Origin of the sequence: Roseibium sp. Sym1 (assembly GCF_027359675.1) — a bacterium.
Lineage (GTDB): Bacteria > Pseudomonadota > Alphaproteobacteria > Rhizobiales > Stappiaceae > Roseibium.
This window is the reverse complement of the sequence record NZ_CP114786.1, coordinates 1,863,161-1,883,620: the sequence shown is the minus strand read 5'-3', so window position 1 is coordinate 1,883,620 and position 20,460 is coordinate 1,863,161. Positions and strand designations below refer to the sequence as shown.

At 61.2% G+C, this 20,460-nt stretch carries 21 protein-coding genes; 2 read left to right on the top strand and 19 right to left on the bottom strand.

What is annotated here, in order from left to right:
* Positions 1-123: 123 nt before the first annotated feature.
* The 10 genes from O6760_RS08585 to O6760_RS08545 form a co-directional block, all read right to left on the bottom strand.
* Complete coding sequence (locus O6760_RS08585) at positions 124-843, bottom strand: lytic transglycosylase domain-containing protein (RefSeq protein WP_152505159.1); 720 nt, start codon at positions 841-843, stop codon at positions 124-126.
* Positions 844-853: 10 nt separating this feature from the next.
* A complete protein-coding gene (locus O6760_RS08580) occupies positions 854-1,417 on the bottom strand; it encodes a S26 family signal peptidase (RefSeq protein WP_152505158.1) in 564 nt (187 codons plus the stop codon).
* Positions 1,417-1,932 (bottom strand): DUF2840 domain-containing protein, encoded by a 516-nt coding sequence (locus O6760_RS08575; protein ID WP_152505157.1) that lies wholly within the window; start codon positions 1,930-1,932, stop codon positions 1,417-1,419. The genes O6760_RS08580 and O6760_RS08575 overlap by 1 nt, the downstream gene beginning before the upstream one ends.
* On the bottom strand, positions 1,929-2,180 hold the full coding sequence (locus O6760_RS08570) for a ribbon-helix-helix protein (protein WP_152505156.1): 252 nt from the start codon (positions 2,178-2,180) through the stop codon (positions 1,929-1,931). The genes O6760_RS08575 and O6760_RS08570 overlap by 4 nt, the downstream gene beginning before the upstream one ends.
* Positions 2,177-2,830: a ParA family partition ATPase gene (parA, locus tag O6760_RS08565; RefSeq protein WP_152505155.1), complete on the bottom strand. Its 654-nt coding sequence runs from the start codon at positions 2,828-2,830 to the stop codon at positions 2,177-2,179. The genes O6760_RS08570 and parA overlap by 4 nt, the downstream gene beginning before the upstream one ends.
* 211 nt (positions 2,831-3,041) lie before the next feature.
* Complete coding sequence (locus tag O6760_RS08560; protein ID WP_152505154.1) at positions 3,042-3,938, bottom strand: replication initiator protein A; 897 nt, start codon at positions 3,936-3,938, stop codon at positions 3,042-3,044.
* The gene (locus O6760_RS08555) at positions 3,935-4,216 is read right to left on the bottom strand and encodes a helix-turn-helix transcriptional regulator (RefSeq protein WP_152505153.1); all 282 of its coding nucleotides are present in this window, start codon (positions 4,214-4,216) and stop codon (positions 3,935-3,937) included. The genes O6760_RS08560 and O6760_RS08555 overlap by 4 nt, the downstream gene beginning before the upstream one ends.
* Positions 4,217-4,352: 136 nt before the next feature.
* Positions 4,353-4,910 (bottom strand): DUF2285 domain-containing protein, encoded by a 558-nt coding sequence (locus O6760_RS08550; RefSeq protein ID WP_269585036.1) that lies wholly within the window; start codon positions 4,908-4,910, stop codon positions 4,353-4,355.
* Positions 4,894-5,121 carry a transcriptional regulator domain-containing protein gene (locus O6760_RS33450; RefSeq protein WP_353621135.1) on the bottom strand — a complete coding sequence of 76 codons (228 nt, stop codon included), beginning with the start codon at positions 5,119-5,121 and terminating at the stop codon, positions 4,894-4,896. Before O6760_RS33450 ends, O6760_RS08550 begins: the two co-directional genes overlap by 17 nt.
* A gap of 122 nt (positions 5,122-5,243) precedes the next feature.
* Positions 5,244-5,510, bottom strand: coding sequence for a DNA -binding domain-containing protein (locus O6760_RS08545; protein ID WP_152505151.1), 267 nt, complete (start codon positions 5,508-5,510; stop codon positions 5,244-5,246).
* Between the two features lie 280 nt (positions 5,511-5,790).
* Here O6760_RS08545 and O6760_RS08540 point away from each other — a divergent pair, with 280 nt between their 5' ends.
* On the top strand, positions 5,791-6,039 hold the full coding sequence (locus O6760_RS08540; protein WP_152505150.1) for a helix-turn-helix domain-containing protein: 249 nt from the start codon (positions 5,791-5,793) through the stop codon (positions 6,037-6,039).
* Between the two features lie 372 nt (positions 6,040-6,411).
* Here the strand turns inward: O6760_RS08540 and O6760_RS08530 are convergent, their stop codons facing one another.
* Positions 6,412-6,879 carry a hypothetical protein gene (locus O6760_RS08530; RefSeq protein WP_152505149.1) on the bottom strand — a complete coding sequence of 156 codons (468 nt, stop codon included), beginning with the start codon at positions 6,877-6,879 and terminating at the stop codon, positions 6,412-6,414.
* 109 nt (positions 6,880-6,988) lie between these two features.
* On the opposite strand from O6760_RS08530, the gene O6760_RS08525 reads away from it, so the two are divergent.
* Complete coding sequence (locus O6760_RS08525) at positions 6,989-8,029, top strand: hypothetical protein (protein ID WP_152505148.1); 1,041 nt, start codon at positions 6,989-6,991, stop codon at positions 8,027-8,029.
* Positions 8,030-8,337: 308 nt separating this feature from the next.
* On the opposite strand, the gene O6760_RS08520 is transcribed toward O6760_RS08525, so the two are convergent.
* The 8 genes from O6760_RS08520 to O6760_RS08485 form a co-directional block, all read right to left on the bottom strand.
* Positions 8,338-8,739, bottom strand: coding sequence for a single-stranded DNA-binding protein (locus tag O6760_RS08520; protein ID WP_152505147.1), 402 nt, complete (start codon positions 8,737-8,739; stop codon positions 8,338-8,340).
* Positions 8,740-9,435: 696 nt separating this feature from the next.
* The gene (locus O6760_RS08515) at positions 9,436-9,852 is read right to left on the bottom strand and encodes a hypothetical protein (RefSeq protein WP_152505146.1); all 417 of its coding nucleotides are present in this window, start codon (positions 9,850-9,852) and stop codon (positions 9,436-9,438) included.
* A 158-nt stretch (positions 9,853-10,010) separates the two neighbouring features.
* Entirely contained in the window at positions 10,011-10,946 is a 936-nt protein-coding gene (locus O6760_RS08510; RefSeq protein ID WP_152505145.1) for a DUF2493 domain-containing protein, read from the bottom strand.
* A gap of 323 nt (positions 10,947-11,269) precedes the next feature.
* Complete coding sequence (locus O6760_RS08505; protein WP_152505144.1) at positions 11,270-12,304, bottom strand: DUF7146 domain-containing protein; 1,035 nt, start codon at positions 12,302-12,304, stop codon at positions 11,270-11,272.
* Positions 12,304-16,644 (bottom strand): strawberry notch family protein, encoded by a 4,341-nt coding sequence (locus O6760_RS08500; protein ID WP_152505143.1) that lies wholly within the window; start codon positions 16,642-16,644, stop codon positions 12,304-12,306. The genes O6760_RS08505 and O6760_RS08500 overlap by 1 nt, the downstream gene beginning before the upstream one ends.
* Positions 16,645-16,922: 278 nt before the next feature.
* Positions 16,923-17,087 carry a hypothetical protein gene (locus O6760_RS08495; protein WP_173013792.1) on the bottom strand — a complete coding sequence of 55 codons (165 nt, stop codon included), beginning with the start codon at positions 17,085-17,087 and terminating at the stop codon, positions 16,923-16,925.
* A gap of 452 nt (positions 17,088-17,539) precedes the next feature.
* Positions 17,540-19,699, bottom strand: a complete 2,160-nt coding sequence (locus O6760_RS08490) for a ParB/RepB/Spo0J family partition protein (RefSeq protein ID WP_152505142.1) — start codon at positions 19,697-19,699, stop codon at positions 17,540-17,542.
* A 178-nt stretch (positions 19,700-19,877) separates the two neighbouring features.
* Complete coding sequence (locus tag O6760_RS08485; RefSeq protein ID WP_269585035.1) at positions 19,878-20,366, bottom strand: JAB domain-containing protein; 489 nt, start codon at positions 20,364-20,366, stop codon at positions 19,878-19,880.
* Positions 20,367-20,460: the final 94 nt, after the last annotated feature.

Genomic DNA, 20,460 nt, shown 5'->3' with positions numbered 1-20,460 from the left:
CCGGCCCAAGCGCACCTTGCGCCCTTTTATCTCGCCATCCACCGGCCGCGTCACACGCCGCCGGCCCTAATCCGCTCTGTCCTGCGCGGGAGCACTCCAGAGTGCGGGCTCCGTCGACTGCGCTCATCGAAGACCCTCTCTGGAAGATCTGGAGACAAACAGCGTTCCAGCCGTCCCGGAGCGCGGGTACCTGCGGCCTGTTTCAGCTGCATTCGGCGCAGCACTGGACCTGCCATCGAGTTGCTGCCGATTTGCAGATGTGTTGGCGATCTTGAGACCCGCAAAGAGCGGTGCGTCACGCCAATCCTGGGAACACACGGATGCTCCGTCAGCGTCCGGGAGGGGTTGGTCGCCGAGTGTCGGGGCGAGCAGCGCGACATAGGTCCGCGTTTCGGATGGCAACGCTCGACAGGCTTTCAGATAGGCGTCGTAGCGCGTTGGGCCGGCATTGTAAGCAGCCAGCATGCCAGTGATATCGCCGTACCTATCGAACATCTCGTGGAGATACGCCGTGCCCGCGAGGATGTTGTCGCGCGGTTCATACGGATCGGCGCCAAGACCGTATCGACCGCGCATCTCCTCCCAGGTTCCGTGCATCAGCTGCATCAGTCCCATGGCGCCGGCGGCGGAGACGGCATTCGGATTGCCGTCGCTTTCCATGTCCAGGACCGCTCGGATCCAATGCGCCGGAACGCCAAAACGCTGCGAAGCTTCTGCGAAGTGAGCGGTATATGGATCGCCTGGTATCGGTTGCCCGGACGTTGCGGTTCCCGCCGACACCACATCTGCCGAAATGCAATCGAAGAACAGGCCGGTAAGGAGAAGGAAGGCAGCGTGACGCATGGCATTACTCCTACCCGCTCGATCGAGAAGTACTGCGACGGTTCTGGAATTGCGTGAGGCGAGCAGACTCCTCAGTCCAGACCGGCGTGAGCTTTGCGGAAATCACGGTGACCGGAAGCGGCCCGAAATATCGGCCGTCAAAACTGTCCGGCGCGTCCGGGTTCATGAGAAAGATTTCGCCCTCACCCAGCCCGCGGCAGCCCTGCCAGCGCGGCAGAGAACGGCCCAACCGGTCACGTTCCCGCGCCTGCCCATACGGCTTGCCCCCGACGAAGATCGTCGCCCCGTTGCGACAGACACCGGTTCCGGGCAGCACGAGCACGTACTTGATCAAAGGGATACCGCGCGGAAGGTATTCCCGCTCAGCGAGGAAGTCGGTGAGTGCCGTGGGCGGCGTAACGGCAACCAGGTCGCCGACCTTCAACTGACCTACGGGTTGCGCAAAATAGAGCCCGACCGGCACACTGGCCGACGCATTCCAGATCAGGCGTGGTTGCCAATCGAAGACCACCGGTGCCAGGGGGAGTGCCGCGGACAGGGCAGTCGCCGCGAAGATGAGCCAGCGTCTGCGCATCACTGTACCCGCCGCCGTTTGAGCCAGGCATGATGCTCGGGCCGCGTATAGGGATGGGCTTCCTCGCCGACGGTCAGGCGGTTGTGAAGATGACGCCAATAGTCCGGTGAGGCATCCGCGGGATCGATGGCGAGCGCCTCGATCGCATCGATCGCCTGCAGCACCCGCTCGACCTTCGGCCAGCCATGGATCTTCAAAAGCAATTCCCCACCGGGGCGCACGAAGGGCAATGTCTGGTAAGGGGCGCCGCGTCCGACTGCACTCAGGATATCGATGCGGGAGACCACCGTGCCGTAGCCGTTCGCCGCCCACCGGACAAAACAGAATATCGACCCGGGCGAGAAACCGACGATGCGGGAGCTGCCGTTGAGAATGTGCTCATAGGACTGGCAGCCGAAACGGATCCAGTGCTCGATCTTGCCTTTTTTCCAGGTGAGTTCGACCAAGGTCATCTCCGCGGTGACCTCGTCGGGGAGCGGATGGCCCATCCAACTACAGCGCGGTTTCTCGCTCATGGCATATCTCCGTCGGTGATTGGAAATTCACGCGAGAGCAACTCGCGCAGCATGTCGGCAACTGTGACCCCGCGCTGGAAGGCCACGATCTTGATCCGCGCGCGCTGATCGGGTGTCACGTCGATGGTGAGGCGCGCGGTAAATACGCTCGCATCGGCGGCGTCTGTTTTCCGTTCAGCAGCCTTTACCCAACGCTCCGGATCGGCTGGCCGTGATGCAAAGCCTTTGCGGGTGGACTGTTTGCTCATGAGCCGGACCTTTCAATCCCGAGCCTGTCAATCTCTGAGACCAAGGCTGCGATTTCCCTGGCACCCGGCGTCTCCTTGTCCAGTTCGCTGACGAGGCGTCCGGACTGCGCAGCGCTCGCAAAGGCAACACGCTGACCGACGGTTTGGAAAAGAACTGGAGGATCGTTGTCCGAAAGAGCTTCAGCCGTATCCCGGGCGATCAGAGTACGGGCAGCGCAACGATTGAGAACGAAGCGCGCCATCAGCTGTGGCCGGTAGATGCGCGCTTCGTTGACGAGGGCAAGCATCTCCGCCGACGCCCAACCGTCGAGCGGCGATGGCTGCACGGGGATCAGAACCAGATCGGCAGCCAGCAGCGCCGAGCGCATCAACCCGGCAACGCGGGGCGGTCCGTCGATGACGATATGGTCGGCGTTCTTGGCGAGATCCGGTGCTTCCCGGTGAAGGGTGTCGCGGGCAAGCCCGACCACTCCGAACAATCTCGGCAGGCCTTCCCGGCTGCGGGCTTCCGACCAGTCCAAAGCCGAACCTTGCGGATCGGCGTCAATGAGCGTCACACGCTTGCCGCACCGCGCCCATTCTCCCGCGAGATTAAGCGCCAACGTCGTCTTGCCGACACCGCCCTTCTGGTTGAGCAGCGCGACGATCATGACGCGACTCCACGGCGGTACAGGAACTTATCCGCAGGGCTTGAAAATCGCGCAGGCGTTAGAAGAATTCCGAAGGAATTCTGGTTAGGAAAGTTACGGGACGCGTAAGCTGTTGGCCTGGCATCGAAATTAAGCGTTTTCGGTCCCCGATAGCACGAGGTTCGGGTCCCCGATGGCACGATAGTTCGGGTCCCTGATAGCACGAGTGAATTCACAGCTTTCCCCCAGAGCGAGTGTTGGCGCGGCGTTGATGGGGCGCGCGGGAGACAGACGCCTCACCGGTCGGAGCGAAAGACAGGCGCGGTGGCGCATCGGGCGATCTGTCCAGTTCCAGGCGATAGCCAGGCAAGGGCTGGCGGTGGACAATGTCGCGCAGGTCGTAGGTGAAATGCTTGAGCGGCGAGAGGCTGCCTGACTTGGCGTGGAGGTGCTTGAGCGAGAAACTCCAGCCATGCTCCTGGCGGCCGCCATGTTTGCGCACGAGCCGGTAAAGCCAGCGCTCAAGACCGCCGGTCAGGCTGAAATAGGCGCGGTCGATGGTCAGCACGAGCGCATCTTCGAGGACCGTGGAGTAGAACCAGTCTGGCAGGATCAGTTCGAGGCCAAGAGGGCGCCCGCGATGGTCGGCCCTCTCCTTCCACTCGTTGATCCACGAAAATCGATGCATGCGCCGTTCGGTCGGCTGACGGATGGAAGTCGCAACGGTGGTGGATTGCAGCCGGTCGAGAGCGGACTTGAGCCGGTCGTAATCCCTCCGGCTGACACCCCGGCCGATGAAGGTCAGGATCTCGTAAGGAGTGGCCGACATCAGACGTGAGGTCCGAAGACCGGCGTCTCGTGCCTCGACGATCTGTGAGGCGGCCCAGATCAGGATATCCGCATCCCAAATTGTCGCCATGCCATGCTCGGCGACGGCCTCGACGCAGATGACGATCGGCCCCGCCTTGAAATCTATCGGTTTCAAGCGCCTGGACTTGGCGAGCGAAAAGAAGGGGTAGGCCATCAGATCCTGCGCGTCGCGCGGAGCAAGATCTCCGGGCAGTGCCCGAAAAAAGTCGAGCTGATCGTGAGGCGAATGCGCCTTGTGGTTCACCAAAGCACTCCTCATCGCACAGCGCGGCCCGAACCGCTTGCCTGCTGCGCATTATGACGCTTTGCCGGAAGCACCTGCCCGCTCGGATCAGACGTGGAGGTAACAGCACCCCGGTTGGCCCAGGCCTGCAGGTCCTCGAGCGAATAGACGACGCGGCCACCAAGCTTGCGGTATGCAGGTCCCGTTCCATAGGTGCGATGCTTTTCGAGCGTGCGCCCGGAAAGGCCGAGAAAACGGGCAGCTTCGGGGGTGCGCAGATAGCGCGGCGGCATTCCGGCGAGCGGATCGGGCATGGTCGAACCTCCAGGAAGTAGTGAGCACCGCTGGTCAGCAGCGGCCGATGGAGGTCACGATGGCGGAGTGGCGCGGCGAAGAGGGAGTGCGAAGATGAGGAGACGAAAATCGCACCCCTTCGAACTTTCGGGCTTTCTAGCGGCGGAGCAGGTCCAGATAGCCGCCGGCAACCATAGCGAGGCCGTCCCGCACAAGCCTTATGGTCGTGTCGCGAAGGGGAGAGGTTTTCCATGGCTCTGACGCCACCCGCCTGGCCCCGAAGAGACTTTCGGCAATCTCCCTGTAGGACGCACCGTTTGTGCGGCCATCGACCGCCCGCAGCATGGATTTGAACCGAAGGCGTTTCTGTGGGGTGAGCCGGCTGTCCGCGCCAATCTCTTTGCCTTCGAGGAAATCCAACAACCTCCCAATTGCCCTGTGACGGGCGCGAGCACCATCGTCCAATCGGGATATAATACAGAGCGGATATTCGGTAAAGCGAGCGTCCTGAAGCAGAAGATGGACGGATTTCAGCCCTTTTCCGAGGATGGCATGCATCCCATCAGGGCCCTGGCGGGTGATCCCGCTGCGGAGGGTTTGAATTGTGAGAAGGCTGGGTTCGTCCGATCCAAAGCCGGATTCCGCTTTTCTCAGGATGACCTTCGACTTATCGGCAGCCGGCTCCCAGTGAATGGGTTCATCCAGAGCCGTCAATTCCGGACTTGTTGCGAAACGAAATCCCCCAGCGAGCGCGGAGCAATGCGTCCATCTCGTCAGGAGACCTCCCTTCGGCTTTCAGGTCTGCGTACTCTCGCTGATAGTTGGGACTTCGTCTTAGGCCTTCCCAGCAAAGATCGGGGACACTCGAATCGTCAAAGTAATCGTACGCAGCGTCTGATCGCCACTGCGAGACATCCGGCACCATCGGCAACCTCCTGAAATGCAGGAAAAATGCAATTGGAGGCCGGAACCATCATAAGTTGTAGTGAGTATGGGAACCCCTTGGGTTGGGAGAACATGATGCGCGGAACGCATCGCCAAACACGGTCATTTCCTCTCGCCTTCCGCCAGCATGAGCCGGTAGCCGTGTTCTGTCATCCATTGCGCGCGCGCCAGATGGCTGTCGTGCATACGCCGTGCCCGCTCGGGGTCCCTATCCGGATCGAGACCGAACAAGACCTGGACGGCTTCTGTCCAATCCGCGCCGTCCGCCTTGGCGTCCAGAAGACGCATATAAAGCTTGAAGTGCTTTCGATCGTAGTCGGTGAGTTGATTTTTGTCCGGCGCCTGATCGAGAAATCCCGGCTCAGTCATCGCGCGTCCCCTCTTAAATTCGTGCCGCCGTGAAAGCAGTGGTGCCCAAGTCTTTTTAACAATTATTGAGATCGGTTGTAAGGTTCGCCCAACGCATCGCGTGATGCATGCAGCGCATTGGAACGGGTGAAAAACAACAAATTCGGCCCGCGATAACCACCGATTACACAGAGTTTTCTGCGCAGGCGTACGAGTGCAACCCGAGGATCAGTCCCGGCACAGCTCGTTTGTAGAGAATACTCCGTGGTGAAATACTCTTCAAGGCGTTGCTCTCGATTTTATGGAAATCCGAGAGGTGTTCGCGCAAAACCTGAGAGCATTGCGGCAGGCTAGAGGCCTGTCACAGGAGGAACTTGCGCATGAAGCAGGAATTGATCGGACCTACATCAGCGCCTTGGAACGCAACGTGTATAACGCCAGCATTGATGTCGTTGACAGATTGGCGCAAGTGCTCGGTGTAGAAGCCGCGCAATTGCTGAAACGACCCTCTGCCGACCTGGAAGAATCGAAACCCGACTTTGATATCTAGAGAAGTACGCAAACTGTGATTGATCGGCGCATTGGTATGCACCAGCTCGTCGGCCGGAACCTTGCCTGCCTGCGTTGGAAATAAAGCCGGACATAGGAGCGGCTTGAAGCGCGTTCGGGACTTTTTCAGCAATTTTTAAGCGGCATCGAACGCGGAAAACCTAATCCGACGGCCATTACGATTTACGAACTAGCTCTGGCGATGGGCGTATGCCACCTGGAATTGATGCGGGCAGTTGACGGGGACCAACCAACCTCAGACAGGGCAGCAAAGCGTCCCCATTTCAGTCGGTCGCGTCGTCGGACGCGCTTCTTAGGACCAGACATTACCAGAACAAGTTTGTATCAAATCGGAGGTTTTACTGGGAGCATGTCAGCTAATACCACGTCGACCAATCGATGCGATAATCTTCTCGTTGATTTTCCGTCTAGTGGCTAACTGCGCAGGGCTTAGGTTTCGTTTCCGCATCGTATTTTGCTGAAAGCCATATTCCCAATCATTAATAATACCGCTTTGATAAAAGAATGCCGTCGCATCACTTCCAACGCTCTTTGTAATATCTTTTCGTATGCGCTTCAAAGAAGCAAAGATAAGATCAGAACGAAAACCGAGGAACCTTTTCACACAAACGTTTCCAACATCCACAGTTCTTTCAGTGGTGTTATTTGAAATTGTGCAAAGCTCAACGATAGGAAAATGGCCGCATAGACATGTTTCGGGTTCACTTGCCTCCGAAATGCCTACCAACTTCCATTCTTTTTTGGCGACTTCCCAATCGGTCGCACGGCTCATAGCTAAGATCGCTTTTTTCAATTGTGCAAAGTTATATCCATCGCCCATTGGTTCACCTTTTGAGTATTTTTTTTAATAATCGCCTTGTCACACCATCATATTTAGCTCGCGGAAAATTAATGAAGCAAAAGTATTGGGAATTAGAAGGTAAAATCCGATGATAAATGATAGACCTAAGGCATTGCAAGATCGTCCTGAATACTTTTTGCTCCCAAAATCTCCTTTCGCTGTCTCTTGGGAATGGGTACCAGAACCGATAAATGTATCGCTAATGCCACTTGGGGGTATTCAGCCAATCACAGGTAAAATGGCTGATTTAACTAATGGCATATTGCATGATGAGCCGTCGGACGCTGAGGTCGAATATTTCTCTACTCTCAATGCTACATTTCAGCCAATTCTACTCGTACTGAGTTTAGCGCTGTTCTCGGATGATGATGGCACTTCAACCGGGGTGCCTTACGCGATCTCAAATCTTCCGATGTCAAAGCGTGGAACAGTCACCACTGTCAACATTCATTCGATCAAAGCGCATCGGGGTGGGGCTGCTTTTCAAGAGACAGATTGGGCCTATGCAGGTTTTGATCCGTTCGTTGGACAATGGGAAGCCTTTTCAGAGATTTCCACCATCCTCGGTCTGAAAGGCGGCAAGGGATACGTTGACGAACTTGGACTGGTAGTCGGAATGTACTACCTCCATACAGACTTTGATCGAAGTGAAGTATCTGAGTTCGACGGATTTCTGCCTGATGAGCGCTCGCGGATTCGGTTTCTTCGAAATAGATTAAAGACAATTTATCAACCATTCAAAAAGGTTGAAACGCGAAGAATTTGGGGCGCTCAAACTCCAATTGAACTATTCCTGTATCAGGAACTCCTCTACCGCGGGCTTCGACCAGAATTGCAGCGGCTTGTATTTCCTGATGGGCGAACATACCCGTCTCTCTACGACGCGTATGCGGATATCGAGCTTCGACATGATCTTCAGTTGGTTACCGAAATAGATATCTTTTTTCCCGATCAGCGTCTCGCTGTATTTTGTGACGGGACGCATCATTCTCGAAGAAGGCAACGCGAGAAAGATAAGAAAATCGACGAGCAGCTTGCAGCTCTCGACATAACTTCTCTACGCATATCTGGGACTCAGATAATTAACGACCTGAAGGCAGCTGCAGACATCGTTTGTTCTAAGCTCTGATGAAGAGCTGGTATATTCATAAATACGCTCTCTCGTCGAGCGCCCAAGCGTCGCTCAGCAAGTCTTTCATCATGACCGCTATTGCTATTCCGAATGTCAGAAGGCGCCAATCAACAGTCGGCCCCTTTCTTGTCGTTCTTTGTGGGAACTGCGAAAGGTGACTCTTTCACTTATTTGCACATTGAGTTGGACGACGACGCGCCACTGTGGATGCACAAAGAAGAGGGAATTAGCGGTCGTTTTCTGACTGAACTCCGGAGTTCAAGAGATGCCCGGCGGATTGCTCCGCCGGGCCGAAGATACCCGCCTCAAAACGGGATCTCGTCCTGGTCATCAGGTGTGCCGTCCTCGGTCTCGGTCTGCTTGGCGCGGCTCAGGAAATCGACCGTCTCGGCGATGATCTCGCAGCCGTAGCGGTCGACACCCGCCTGATCGGTCCACTTGGTGTAGTGGATGCGGCCCCGAACCAGGACCTTCATGCCCTTCTCGCAATACTCCTGAACCGTCTTGCCGAGGCCGTTGAAGCAGGTGATGCGGTGCCATTCGGTGTCCTGGACGCGATGCCCTTCTGCGTCGCGGATCACCTTGCCTTCGGAGTAGCGCGGGCGCGAGGTGGCAAGGGTGAAATGGGTGATGGAGGTGCCGCTCTGGGTGGTGCGGGTTTCCGGGGCCTGACCGATGTTGCCGGCGAGGATGACGATGTTCTGCATGTTTAGTCTCCGTTGCTTCAACCGGAGGGACCGTCCCTCCGATGATGCCCGGCCAAGACCGTCGGGAGCGGCCTGCACGGATGCTTCGGCATCCGCCCGACCCCCAAGGCGGGACGTGGTGCGGGCAGGCGCGGCAGGCGCCAACACGGGTCCGGCCGCGGGGGTTGCCGGCCGAGACCGAACGGGCTTAGGGGATCACAGAAGAGGAGGGACAGGTTTTTCGGGAAAGCGTCTTCGGAGACGCGGTGCGGAAACATCATTCTGGCGGGCAGAAAATCATCGGCAGCCTCGGCCACCCCAGTGCCAATTGCACTGACGGACGACTTCATTATCTGCCACCCGCGCCATGACATCCGCGGTCAGGAGCTATGGCGAGGACGGTTTCGGACTTGGGTACCAGGCTCTGCTCATGTTGCGGAAACGGTCGGAAAACGGGTCGGGGGTATGCGTGAAGGTTCGGTCCGGCGCTGAGGCAGTACCCACCAACCCGTTCCTGTGCGCGACACCCGCGGGTCGCCGCAGCGACTATCGCCTCATCGAATTCCACAGTCGACCAGGACCCGCCAGAACAAGGTGGTGGGACACAGACCGGTTGAAGCCGTATTGGAACGGCAGGTCCAAAGGTTCCGGCTAGGTGTCCGACGTCTCTGCCGTGCGAAGCAGCAGATGCCTGACCAGGCCTCTCCCTGTGCCCGTTCACCGTGACAACACATCCTCGCCGAGCGCGCTGAGATTGGTCATTGCAGCGACCGCCACGATCAACCCGCAAGTGCCGCAGAGAAGGTTGAGCGCAATCTCGGACTCGAGAGCGTTTTTCGCGAGCCCATGAGCAAGCGCATAACCGGCAACCGCCGCCGGTGCCGCGAACACCCCCAGCGCCACGAGACGCAGAAACGGGTTCCTCGCAAACCCCAGGATCGCGATCACCAGACCGACAGAGAATGCCGCGCCACCAAGCGCCGCGAGCGCCGACGGGCCGAAACCAGCGCCAGCGGCGTGGACAAATTGGAACGCCGAGATCCCGGCCATGACCGGCAGCGCATAGATCGCAAAGTTGAAGGCGAGCACGCAGAGCGTAACGGAAAGGGAGATGGCGAGCAGAATGAGCGTCATGACAGCCTCCGGCGTCGGTGATTATTAAGGGATCACGACAGGCTGCCGATGGATACGCTCCGCCTGCGACTATATAGCTTCGCCGGTTCTGCAAGTCTGGATATTTGACCCCGAGACGACTTCCTGGGTCAAGTCTGTCATGCAAGAAAAGGAGGCGCTTACGCGCCACCCTCGTATTTCAGGACCGGGATACCGAGCTTGCGGGCCTTGTCGGCGAGGTTTTCCTGGATGCCCGTGCCGGGGAAGACCAGGACTCCGATCGGAAGCGCGTCCAGCATTGCGTCGTTGCGCTTGAAGGGTGCTGCCTTAGCATGTTTGGCCCAGTCGGGGCGGAAGGCCACCTGCGGCACCTTGCGATGGTCCGCCCAACAGGAGGCAATGAGCTCAGCGCCTTTCGGCGATCCGCCATGCAGCAGCACCATGTCAGGGTGCTTGGCGTGGACCTGATCGAGCCTTGCCCAGATCAGGCGGTGGTCGTTGAAGTCAACACCGCCGGTGATGGCGACCTTCGGCCCCTGCGGCAGGAGCATCTCGGCTTCGGCCCGGCGTTTCGCGGCCAGGAAATCCCGGCTGTCGATCATCGCCGAGGTGAGGTTGCGATGACTGACACGCGAACCATTGCGGGGCTGCCAGGGCTTGCCCTGATGGCGCTCGAAGCCTTCGACGGCGAGGTCCCGGAAGAGCTCCAACGCGTTCCTGCGCTCGATCAGGCTCTGCCCCTCGGCCGTCAGGCGCTCCAGCTCGACGGACTTCACCTCCGAGCCGTCCTGTTCCCGCTGCAGCCGGCGCTGCGCCTGCTCGTTGTCATCGAGTGCCCGTTCGGTGCGCGTCGTGGCGCGGTGGAAGAGATTGACCGTGCCCCAGAGCAATTCGTCGAGTTCGGGTTCAAGACGTGTATCGCCGAGTGTCGCGATCAGGGCGTCGAAGATGTCGGTGACCGCGCTGGAGACCATACTGTCCTCAGGAAGCGGCCTCGGATCGGGTTCGTCTTCGAACGGACGCCAGCCGTAAAGCTGGAGTTCGGTGAGGGCGTGACCGGTCTGAGAGGAGCTGTGGACCGGCTCATTGGCTGCCGTATCGTTTGAAAAGGTCATTTCGGGGTTCCTCGTCGGGTGAGCCGCGCCCATCGCGGCCTTCGTGGCAGCGACCAGCCCACGGACGGGACGGCCGGGCAGCCCGAGAGAAGCGAGGGTCCCGATGGCCAAGTCCGGCTATTTTGCCTCGCGATGCAAAGCGCCTCCCTGGAGGCGCGGCGGAAAATAGCCGGGCGTGGCCATTGCCCGGCCGTCCCGTTTGTGGGCCGCCTGCCCTCTCAAGAAGGCCGTGGGCGGCGACGTGTCCGACGAGGAAGACCGGGAGGACCGGATATGACAGGAGGACGGCAACCGGTGTGCCACAGTCCTCATCTGCCGCTCCCTCACGCCGCCAGAAAGCGTGCCACGTCCTCGGGATGGAGCTGAAGCCGCAACCGTTCCCGGAGGGTGTCAATGCCGTCGCGCCTCAAATCGTCATTGAAGTCGCCTAGCCGCGGCGTCAGCGCCAGTGCCTCGATCCCGGCCTCGGCGGCTCTGGCCAAAAGAACCTTCCGCGCGCCCTCACCTGCCGGATCGCGGTCACGCAGGACATAGAGCCGCCGGAGACTCTTGGGGAACAGGATGGCGGCGAGATGGGCCGCCGAGAGCGCCGCCAGCACCGGCAGTTCGACACCGGCGGAGCGAGCCGACAGCACAGTCTCGATCCCCTCGCCGGCGGCGAGAACATCTTGCGCCACTCCAAACCGCACCCCGTGACCGAGCAAGTCTCCCATCGCCCGCCTCGGTGTCTCGATGTCCGCCTTGCAAGAGCCGTCCGCCGCGAGCCAGGTGCGATGCGCGCCGGTCTGACGCCCGCCGAGATCGGTGACGGTGGCAACCATCGCCGGAAGCTGTCTGGTCGAGCCGCCGCCTTCCAGCCGGTAGTAGCATGTTGGATGGAAGCGCAGGCTTGCGGTTGCGTGCAAAGCCGTAATGCCGCGATTACGGAGATACGTTTCCACGAGTGTTCCGGCGATCGGCTGCGACATGGCAAAGAGCCGCCTTGCGGCCGCGGCAGAACCGGATGGAACCGACGACAGTTGTCTGGACCGTTTCTCGGGCTCAGGACGAGGCAGGCTCAGAAACCGCCGCGCTTCCTCGGCGACATCGCGAAAGTCGGAGAACCCACAGCTTTCGCGGATGACATCGAGCAGATCGCCATGTTCGCCCGTCGCGGCATCTGTCCATTTTCCAGTAGCGCCCTTGCCACGATCCGGTCCCTTGAGCCGGACAAACATCGACCGGCCCGGCGAACCGTGTACATCCCCCACCAGCCAGTAGCGGCCGGATTTTTGGCCGGCTGGCAGGTAGTGGCGGCACACCGCTTCGGCCGCTCTCGCAAGACGCACCGCCAGATCGGAAGCCTCAACACGGGACATCAGGCCGCCCCACGGTCCAGGACGCGCTCGATCGGCCAGGCTTCCATCACTCTGCCGAGCACCTCCGCCCCACGTTCATCGGCGGGCACGAAGAAGCGCAGCTTCCAGGAGATGATCTCCGAAAAGAGCCCGAAGGCCTTGAGCCGATCGCGCATACCTTCCGAGAACCCGGTGAGCTCGATCCGGTTTGCCCCCATGACGCGGCCCCGCCGGAGCAGCAGACCTTCGGCCAGATCCAGGATCGTCTGGCCATCGATCAGTGCAGCATAGGCTTCATCGGGAGACAGCGTCACCGATCCCGTCGCGGTTGCATTGGCCGCCCAGGCGGGCGAGACGCGGCGGCCGATGATGCGCTCACCCTCGTCGGTCTGCAGCCGATAGACCCGTGTTGACTCGTTCGGCAGACGCTTCCAGACCGGCAGGAGCAGACCGCAGACCATTTGCAACGTGCTCTCGGTGAATTCCGGAATCTCGGACCGTTCGTGGTCCCAGGCCGAAGCGAACGCATCTCGATCCGCCACTTGCCAATGGCTGTCGGCCAGCACCTTGAGCGAGAGGTGGCTGTGCTCCATCGGCCGGATCAGCCGGACACGGCGCTCAATCTCGCCATCGTCGATCATCATCGACGGCGCCTGCACCTGAACGGCCGCCCGCCCCGACTTGCCGTTGACCAGCAGCCTGGCACCGGGCTCCGTTTCAGCACGGGCAATTGCATCCTCAAGCGGCATGGGCCTGTTGCGACGCTTCTCGGAGATGGTGAGCAGCCGGGTCCCCGCACCGGTCGCCGGATGGGTGTGGATCGTCCGGCGATCGGTGACCACAAAGCTCTCGGCCGTCAGTGTCTCCAACCCGAGATCATAAGTGCCGCTGGCGATCGCCCCCTCGATCCTGGCGTCCAGCAGTCGCTCGAAGGCGGCAAAGAGGATGGCTTGAAGCTCGATCGTCAGCGCCAGAAGCCGGTTGAGGAAGGTGGTAATCGGCGGCAGATCGTCCCTGATGCCGTTCGCATCTGTCAGCTTCAGGCCGGTGGCGGTCTCGAACCGTTCGAGCGGGCAGCCCTCGACCTTGCCGCGCACGATCATAAGATAGAGCTGGCGCAGCGCATCGCGGGCATAAAAACTTTCCAGATTGTCCTCGGGGCGAAAGAGCCCCTGCCCGCCGGTCTGGCGCTGGCCGCGAGTGATAGCGCCGAGCGTGTCGAGGCGGCGGGCGATGGTCGACAGGAACCGCTTTTCCGCCTTCACATCCGTGGAGATGGGCCGGAAGAGCGGCGGCTGCGCCTGATTGGTGCGATTCGTCCGCCCGAGGCCCTGGATCGCGGCATCCGCCTTCCAGCCGGGCTCGAGCAGGTAGTGGACCCGCAAGCGTTGGTTCTTTGCCGAGAGATCCGCATGATAGCTGCGCCCGGTGCCGCCGGCATCGGAGAAGATGAGGATGCGTTTGAGGTCATCCATGAAGGCGGACGTCTCGGAGAGATTGGCAGAGGCCGCGCGGCTCTCGACAGAGAGACGATCACCCTTTCTCACGATGCGCCGCGAACGGCCCGTCACCTCGGCAACCGTGTCTGTGCCGAAGCGTTGGACGATCTGATCGAGCGCACCGGGAACCGGCGGCAGCGCAGCGAGCCGCTCGATCAACTCGTCCCGCCGGGCGACCGCCTCGCGGCATTCCACCGGTTGACCGTCCCGGGTTACCGGGCGCGAGGAAAGATTGCCCTCGCTGTCGGTGAAGGGCTCATAGAGCTGCACCGGGAAGGAATGGGCGAGATAGTCGAGAACATATTCGCGTGGGGTGATGTCCACCCGGACGTCATTCCACTCCTCTGTGGGGATCTCGGCGAGCCGGCGCTCCATCAGCGCCTCGCCCGTCGAGACGATCTGAATGACAGCAGCATGCCCCGCCTCCAGATCGCGCTCGATCGACCGGATCAGCGTCGGTGTCTTCATCGATGTCAGCAGATGACCGAAGAAGCGTTGCTTGGCGCTCTCGAAAGCGGATCGCGCAGCGGATTTGGCCTGCCGGTTGAGCGTACCCTCACTTCCGGTGATGTTTGCAGCCTCCATCGCCGCGTCGAGATGGTTGTGAATGACAGTGAAGGCCCCGGCATACGCGTCGTAGATGCGGCGCTGCTCGGCCGTCAGCTGATGTTCGACAAGTTCGTATTCGACGCCGTCATAGGAGAGCGAACGGGCGGTGTAGAGCCCGAGTGACCTGAGGTCGCGGGCCAGCACCTCCATCGCCGCGACGCCGCCCTCCTCGATCGCCTCGACAAACTCGGCCCTTGTCACAAACGGAAAATCGTCGCTTCCCCAGAGACCGAGCCGCTGCGCATAGGCAAGATTGTGCACACTGGTGGCACCGGTCGCCGAGACATAGACGACGCGGGCATCGGGCAGCGCGTGCTGAAGGCGCAGTCCCGCGCGACCCTGCTGCGACGGCGCAACATCCCCGCGCTCGCCCTTGCCGCCACCGGCGTTCTGCATGGCATGGCTTTCGTCGAAAATGATCACTCCATTGAAATCCTTCTCGGCCTCGGCGCCGGGACCGGACTTCAACCATTCGACGATCTGCTTCACCCTGGAAACCTTGTCGCCACGGTCGTCGGAGCGCAGCGTGGCGTAGGTGGTAAAAAGGATGCCTTCGATGAGCGTGATCGGCTTGCCTTGAGGAAAGCGCGACAGAGGCGTGACCAGCAGCCGCTCCATACCGAGGGCAGACCAGTCGCGCTGCGCGTCCTCGATCAGCTTGCCGGATTTGGAGATCCAGACCGCTTTGCGGCGGCCGCGCAGCCAATTTTCAAGGATGATCGCGGCCGACTGGCGGCCCTTGCCCGCACCGGTGCCGTCGCCGAGCATGAAGCCCCGGCGGAAGCGGAAAGCGCCGGCAACCCCTTCGGGCGCTGCCTGGACGAGATCGAAGGTCTCGTCGACTGTCCAACTGCCGGCAAGATGACCAGAATGAGCCTCGCCCGCGTAGATCACCGTCTCGAGCTGCGCGTCCGACAGCACTCCCTCGGTGACGACGTTCGCCGGCAGAAACGGTCGGTAGCCTGGCTTGGGCGGGGCGACCGACGCCATCGCCGCCGACTGCACCAGTTTTGTGGGATGATCCTGACATCCGGGAATACGGATCGACTGCAATCCGTAAGCCTCATAGATTGCGTCGGTAAACCCGGCGCCCTCAGGCGGTGTCCAATCGACGGTTTCGTAGGATAGCTCAACGGCCTCGGGATCGGCAACGGCGGGCCTGGCCGGACGAGATTTTGCCGGGCACGCCGGACCGCCTCGCGCCGCTCGGCCAGCAGAGGGGACCGGTGATCGCGGACCCTCGGGAAGCGAAACCGGCAGCCGAGGTGGAACCGCGTTTTCGATCCAACCGAGAAGCGTGGCGACGTCCGGTGCCATACCAGGCGAGGACGGGAACAGGGTCGGTTCCACTGCGGGTACCTTGTCGATCACGGTGAGCCGCGTCGGGAAGGTCGTTCCGTGTTTCGCGTAAGCCGATCCGGTGATCGCTGCGGAGAACACGACGGTGCCGCGCTCCTGCAGGCGGACAAAGGCTTCGCGCCAGCCCGGTAGTTCCGGACCGACATTTGCCCCGGTGATCGTCACCAGCCGCCCGCCCGGGGCGAGGCGGTTCAGCGCCGAGGCGATGTGCCGGAAACCGGCATCGGCAATGCGCCCAGAAACATTCGCGAGCGCCGTGAAGGGCGGGTTCATGATGACGACGGAAGGCACCAGCCCCGGATCGAGGTGATCGTCGATCTGCGCGGCGTCGAACCGGGTAACGTCTTTTGCCGGAAAGAGAGAAGCGAGCAGGTCGGCGCGAGTTTCCGCAAGCTCGTTTAGGATCAGCGATCCACGGGCGATCTCGGCCAGAACCGCCATCAGGCCGGTACCGGCCGAGGGTTCCAGCACACGATCGTTTTCGGCAACATGAGCCGCCGTCAGCGCGGCAAGGCCAAGGGGAACAGGCGTGCTGAACTGCTGGAGCGTCTGGCTCTCTTCGGACCGGCGCGTCTGCGTTGGTAGCAGCGCCACGATCTTCTCCAGCACGGAAAGCCGTGCAGCTGGAATGGCGGCTTTACGGAAAACCGCCTTGCCGTATTTGCGCAGGAACAGAACTGTTGCCACCTCGCAAGCGTCATAGGCGTCCTTCCAGTTCCAGGCGCCGGATGTATCAGACGCGCCGAACGCAATTTCCATTGCGGCGCGCAACATGGCAGCGTCCACGCGCCGGCCTTGTTCAAGATGCTCAAGAAGATCATGGGCGACGGCCAGGATGGCGGGCGCAGGAGCGATCGGCGTGGCCGGGGCGGTCACGGGTGCGGTCATGTTCATGAGAGGAGATCCTCGAGAGCAGCAACGGGAAAGCCCGGCCAGCGCTCTCTCGACCGCCCGGGCTCACCACGTCCCGGCAGCCCTCTCCCTCTCAGGGCAAAAGAAATCGCGCCACGCAGGAAGGCGGGCGCGATCAAGCTGGAAGAAGGTCAAAGGTCGGTGGGAAGCAGGAAGCGAGCTTGGCTCCTCGAGCGCCCTTGAGCCCGCCACGGTCAAATGCGGCAAGTGATTTCGGGAACCGGGGCTCAACGACCTCGGCCGACCGTGAGGCGATCGCCTCACGAGAAAGGATCGATCTCAAACATCACAGCCACCTCGTCGCCGTCGATTTCGTCGGCGGTTACAGCACCGAAGGATCCGTCGCCAGCCCGGAAAACGACGATGGAAACCATCAGTGTGGCGGCGAGGCTGGAAGCGAAGGCGGTGGCGTCTTGAAGGGTCATTGTTCCGGCTCCTGTCGTTGGAGGCAGGGGACCATCCCCCGCGCGACAGGCGCCCGTAGTGTCTGATCGAGAACGGCAATCACCGCGCGCGTTCGGGCTCGTCCCGAATCCGCGAGGCGGCACGCGCGCGTAAGCCGACCCCATGCGGGTTGAATGACAAAGCCTCGTTCAGACCAAGGTCAGCGAATGGAAGCGGGGGATGGTTTCCGTGTCCGTCAGAAGCCGGAAACCCGGAAATGCGTTTGCACGACCACCTCTGTCCTCTGCCAGCCGATCGAGAGGGAATGCAACGATGGGCAGAAGCGAAGCCATAGGTCAGGCAACCGGCGGATCTCCATCGGAGCACAATTGACTTGATGGTGTTGGGTCCTTTGAACAGCCCTGTAATTGCTGCCCGACCAAGGCCACCATGAAAAAAGCCCGGAGCCTTGCAGCTCCGGGGCGGGATCGCGTTACTCGGCAGCTACAAGGGCGGCGTCATCCTCGTTAGCTTCCGCGTTCTCATCGTCGCCGTCATCATCGGTGAGGAACGCCGGAAGAGTCTCATCTGCTCCGCCCTCCTCGTTTTCCGCCTCGACCGGCGAGGCATCGCCAGCGTCCGTCATGCGCAGCGGCTCCGGCAGCCAGCTTGTGTCAGCCAGCAGCCGTTCGGCCTCCTTGGCCATATCGCCCTTCTTGAGATGGTTGATCAACTCGGCGGCGCGCTCGCCCGCCCCTTCGCGTACGGCTTCGAGGATGCGAGGCTTGGTGACGCGGCCGAGGTAGTTTTCGGCCGTTGGCCGCCAGCCTGCTTCCACCATGTCGAGACCGACAGCGCGGGCGAGACGATCGGCCTCGGCGAGACGCTGCTGGATGCCGTGCACGGTGACGGTGCCGCCGCCGTAGCGATCGGCCTTCTCGTAGAGAGCGTTGACGCCGAACGCCGCGCAATGAGCGAAGAGCTCCGCCTGCTCGGTGCCTTCGAGCGAGGCGAGCCAATCCCAGAGGGCGGCCTCGTCGTCCGGCATACGCGCCTCCCAGGCCTTGTGGCGTTCCTCGATGGCCTGTGCCGCCGGAATTTCCTTCAGGCCGGGCGCTTGCAGGGAGAAGCCGGTGTTGCGCACCGAGACTTCCATGGCCGGGCTATAGGTCATGTAGCGAGAGAAGACGTCCCGGCAGAACTTGTGCAACACAGCCAGGAACGCGACGGACGGATTGTTCGCCAGCCTGTCGCGCAGCGCCAACGTCCGTTCGGCCGTCAGCTCTGTAACAAGGCGTTCCGGAAGCGGCTTGATGACGTCGCCTTCGTCGTCATCTGCATCCATCGGCTGGCTGCCGATGGTGATGACAGCGCGCCGCGCCGAAGAACCGACACCAGCATCATCGTGATCGATGCTGGCGTCACCTCCGTTTCCAGAGCCACTGCCCTCGACGGCGGCGTCAAGCTCATCCTCGGGACGGACATAGCCATGATCGACGACGAATTCGCCATCCCGGCCGATGCTGAGGAAGACACCGGCGCGGGCAATCTCTTCCGGATCGAAGCTGACGGGACGGTTTTCGAAGGCCTCAAGCGCGGCCTCGATCTCCGCCAGACGCAGATCGACCTCGTCGGGCAGATCGCTGGCCTCCGTGTATTCCGCCTCGAGGTCGTCATGCTCCTTGCGGAGTGCTTCTCGGACCGCCCGTTCCTCTTCGGTAAGGTCCTGCATCGCACCGGTCAGTTTGCGCAGACCGTTGGCGTGGCCGTAGGGGAGTTCGACCGAAGCGTCGATCCATTTCCAGCCCTGGTCGGCAATCTCGTCCGCCATACCTTTTAGCTTCTGGTCAACCAGGCTATCGAGCAGGGAGACGTCCTGCAGCCAGCCGTCATTGTCGTGGGAGAAGAGATCGCGCAGGATTGCGCCGCCCGCCGCCTCATAAGCTTCAAGGCCGATGAAACGGGCGCGCTTATCGGATGCCGGCACCGTGGTTTCGGTGAGCATGCGCCGGATCTGCCACGGCTCCTTCTGCCAGGAGTTGCGAATGCTTTCCAAAACCTGTTCCTGACGGGCATGGTCCGGATTGACGGTGAAGGCCATCAACATCTCCAGCGTCATGCCGTCTGCGGCATAGACTTCGAGCAGCACGGGAGACACAGTGGCAAGGCGCAACCGCTGCCTGACGACCTGGACCGTGGTGAAGAAGGCCGCCGCGATCTCCTCCTCGCTCATGCCCTTGTTCCGCAATGCCAAGAAGGCACGGAACTGGTCGAGGGGATGCAGCGCGACGCGCTGGGTGTTTTCGGCGAGACTGTCATCCTCGGCGAGGATGCTGGTCGCCGGATCGCGGACAACGCAGGGCACGGGTGCGGTCTTGGCGAGACGCTTCTGTTTTACGAGGATTGCCAGGGCCTGATAGCGGCGTCCGCCGGCCGGCACCTCGAACATGCCGGTCTCGTTGCCGCCCTCATCGAGCACGGGGCGGACATTGAGGCTCTGGAGGAGTGTGCCGCGGCGGGCGATGTCCTCGGCCAGTTCCTCGACCGAGATGCCGGCCTTGATACGCCGGACGTTCGACTGGCTGAGGACGAGCTTGTTGAAGGGGATGTCACGCGAGGGCGACAGGGTGAGTTTCTGATTGGCAGGTGCCATTGGGATATTCTCCGCGACGGGCGCCGAGAGCCTCTCTCTCTGCACTCAACCCGTCGCGAAAGCCCCAGCCCTCCTCTCCCTCTCGATGGAGCGTGGCCTGCCCCCTGCGATCGGAAGCCACCGCTTCGGGACCGAAGGTCGAATGCAGCCGGGTTCCGTCAGCGCATTCTGCAATCCATCAGATCTCGCCGCGGGCGCGCAGACTGACCTCCCGGCCGATGCCGACGATGATATGGTCATGCAGCGTCAAGCCCAGAACCTGGCAGCCCTTTCTGATTTCCTTCGTCATCGTGATGTCGGCGCGCGAGGGCTCGGGATCGCCGGACGGATGATTGTGGACCAGGATCAGCGCGGTGGCGTTGAGTTCGAGACCGCGCTTCAGGACCTCCCTTGGATAGACCGGCACGTGATCGACGGTTCCGGTCGCCAGACACTCATCCGAAATGAGCCTGTTCTTCTTGTCCAGATAAAGCACATGAAACCGCTCGACCTCGCCGCGGATGGTAAGGGCGCAATAGTCGAGCACCGCCTGCCAGGACGACAGGACCGGGTTCTGGTTGAGGTGGCGCAGCAGAATCTGGCGCGCTTCGTAAATAACCACCCGCTCCTCAGCCGAGATTGGTGCGTGCTGCGTTTCCATGGCAAATGTCTTCTGATGCCGGGTCATGGTCTGGTCTCCCGACGGGCAGCAGGCCCCTTGCCAATGCTCACAACCCGTCACGAGGAACCGCGCCGCCCTCTTCCTCTGAGAGCGGCGCAGA

Bases quoted from the DNA above. Each gene is read 5' to 3' on its own strand.
- O6760_RS08570 (WP_152505156.1), bottom strand. From the start codon at position 2,180: ATGAGCAAACAGTCCACCCGCAAAGGCTTTGCATCACGGCCAGCCGAT.
- O6760_RS08520 (WP_152505147.1), bottom strand. From the start codon at position 8,739: ATGCAGAACATCGTCATCCTCGCCGGCAACATCGGTCAGGCCCCGGAA.
- O6760_RS08585 (WP_152505159.1), bottom strand. From the start codon at position 843: ATGCGTCACGCTGCCTTCCTTCTCCTTACCGGCCTGTTCTTCGATTGC.
- O6760_RS08485 (WP_269585035.1), bottom strand. From the start codon at position 20,366: ATGACCCGGCATCAGAAGACATTTGCCATGGAAACGCAGCACGCACCA.
- O6760_RS08495 (WP_173013792.1), bottom strand. From the start codon at position 17,087: ATGACCCTTCAAGACGCCACCGCCTTCGCTTCCAGCCTCGCCGCCACA.
- parA (WP_152505155.1), bottom strand. From the start codon at position 2,830: ATGATCGTCGCGCTGCTCAACCAGAAGGGCGGTGTCGGCAAGACGACG.
- O6760_RS08530 (WP_152505149.1), bottom strand. From the start codon at position 6,879: ATGGGCGATGGATATAACTTTGCACAATTGAAAAAAGCGATCTTAGCT.
- O6760_RS08555 (WP_152505153.1), bottom strand. From the start codon at position 4,216: ATGCCCGATCCGCTCGCCGGAATGCCGCCGCGCTATCTGCGCACCCCC.
- O6760_RS08505 (WP_152505144.1), bottom strand. From the start codon at position 12,304: ATGTCCCGTGTTGAGGCTTCCGATCTGGCGGTGCGTCTTGCGAGAGCG.
- O6760_RS08560 (WP_152505154.1), bottom strand. From the start codon at position 3,938: ATGAGGAGTGCTTTGGTGAACCACAAGGCGCATTCGCCTCACGATCAG.
- O6760_RS08525 (WP_152505148.1), top strand. From the start codon at position 6,989: ATGATAAATGATAGACCTAAGGCATTGCAAGATCGTCCTGAATACTTT.
- O6760_RS08575 (WP_152505157.1), bottom strand. From the start codon at position 1,932: ATGAGCGAGAAACCGCGCTGTAGTTGGATGGGCCATCCGCTCCCCGAC.
- O6760_RS33450 (WP_353621135.1), bottom strand. From the start codon at position 5,121: ATGGTGCCGGATGTCTCGCAGTGGCGATCAGACGCTGCGTACGATTAC.
- O6760_RS08540 (WP_152505150.1), top strand. From the start codon at position 5,791: ATGGAAATCCGAGAGGTGTTCGCGCAAAACCTGAGAGCATTGCGGCAG.
- O6760_RS08500 (WP_152505143.1), bottom strand. From the start codon at position 16,644: ATGAACATGACCGCACCCGTGACCGCCCCGGCCACGCCGATCGCTCCT.
- O6760_RS08545 (WP_152505151.1), bottom strand. From the start codon at position 5,510: ATGACTGAGCCGGGATTTCTCGATCAGGCGCCGGACAAAAATCAACTC.
- O6760_RS08510 (WP_152505145.1), bottom strand. From the start codon at position 10,946: ATGACCTTTTCAAACGATACGGCAGCCAATGAGCCGGTCCACAGCTCC.
- O6760_RS08515 (WP_152505146.1), bottom strand. From the start codon at position 9,852: ATGACGCTCATTCTGCTCGCCATCTCCCTTTCCGTTACGCTCTGCGTG.
- O6760_RS08490 (WP_152505142.1), bottom strand. From the start codon at position 19,699: ATGGCACCTGCCAATCAGAAACTCACCCTGTCGCCCTCGCGTGACATC.
- O6760_RS08580 (WP_152505158.1), bottom strand. From the start codon at position 1,417: ATGCGCAGACGCTGGCTCATCTTCGCGGCGACTGCCCTGTCCGCGGCA.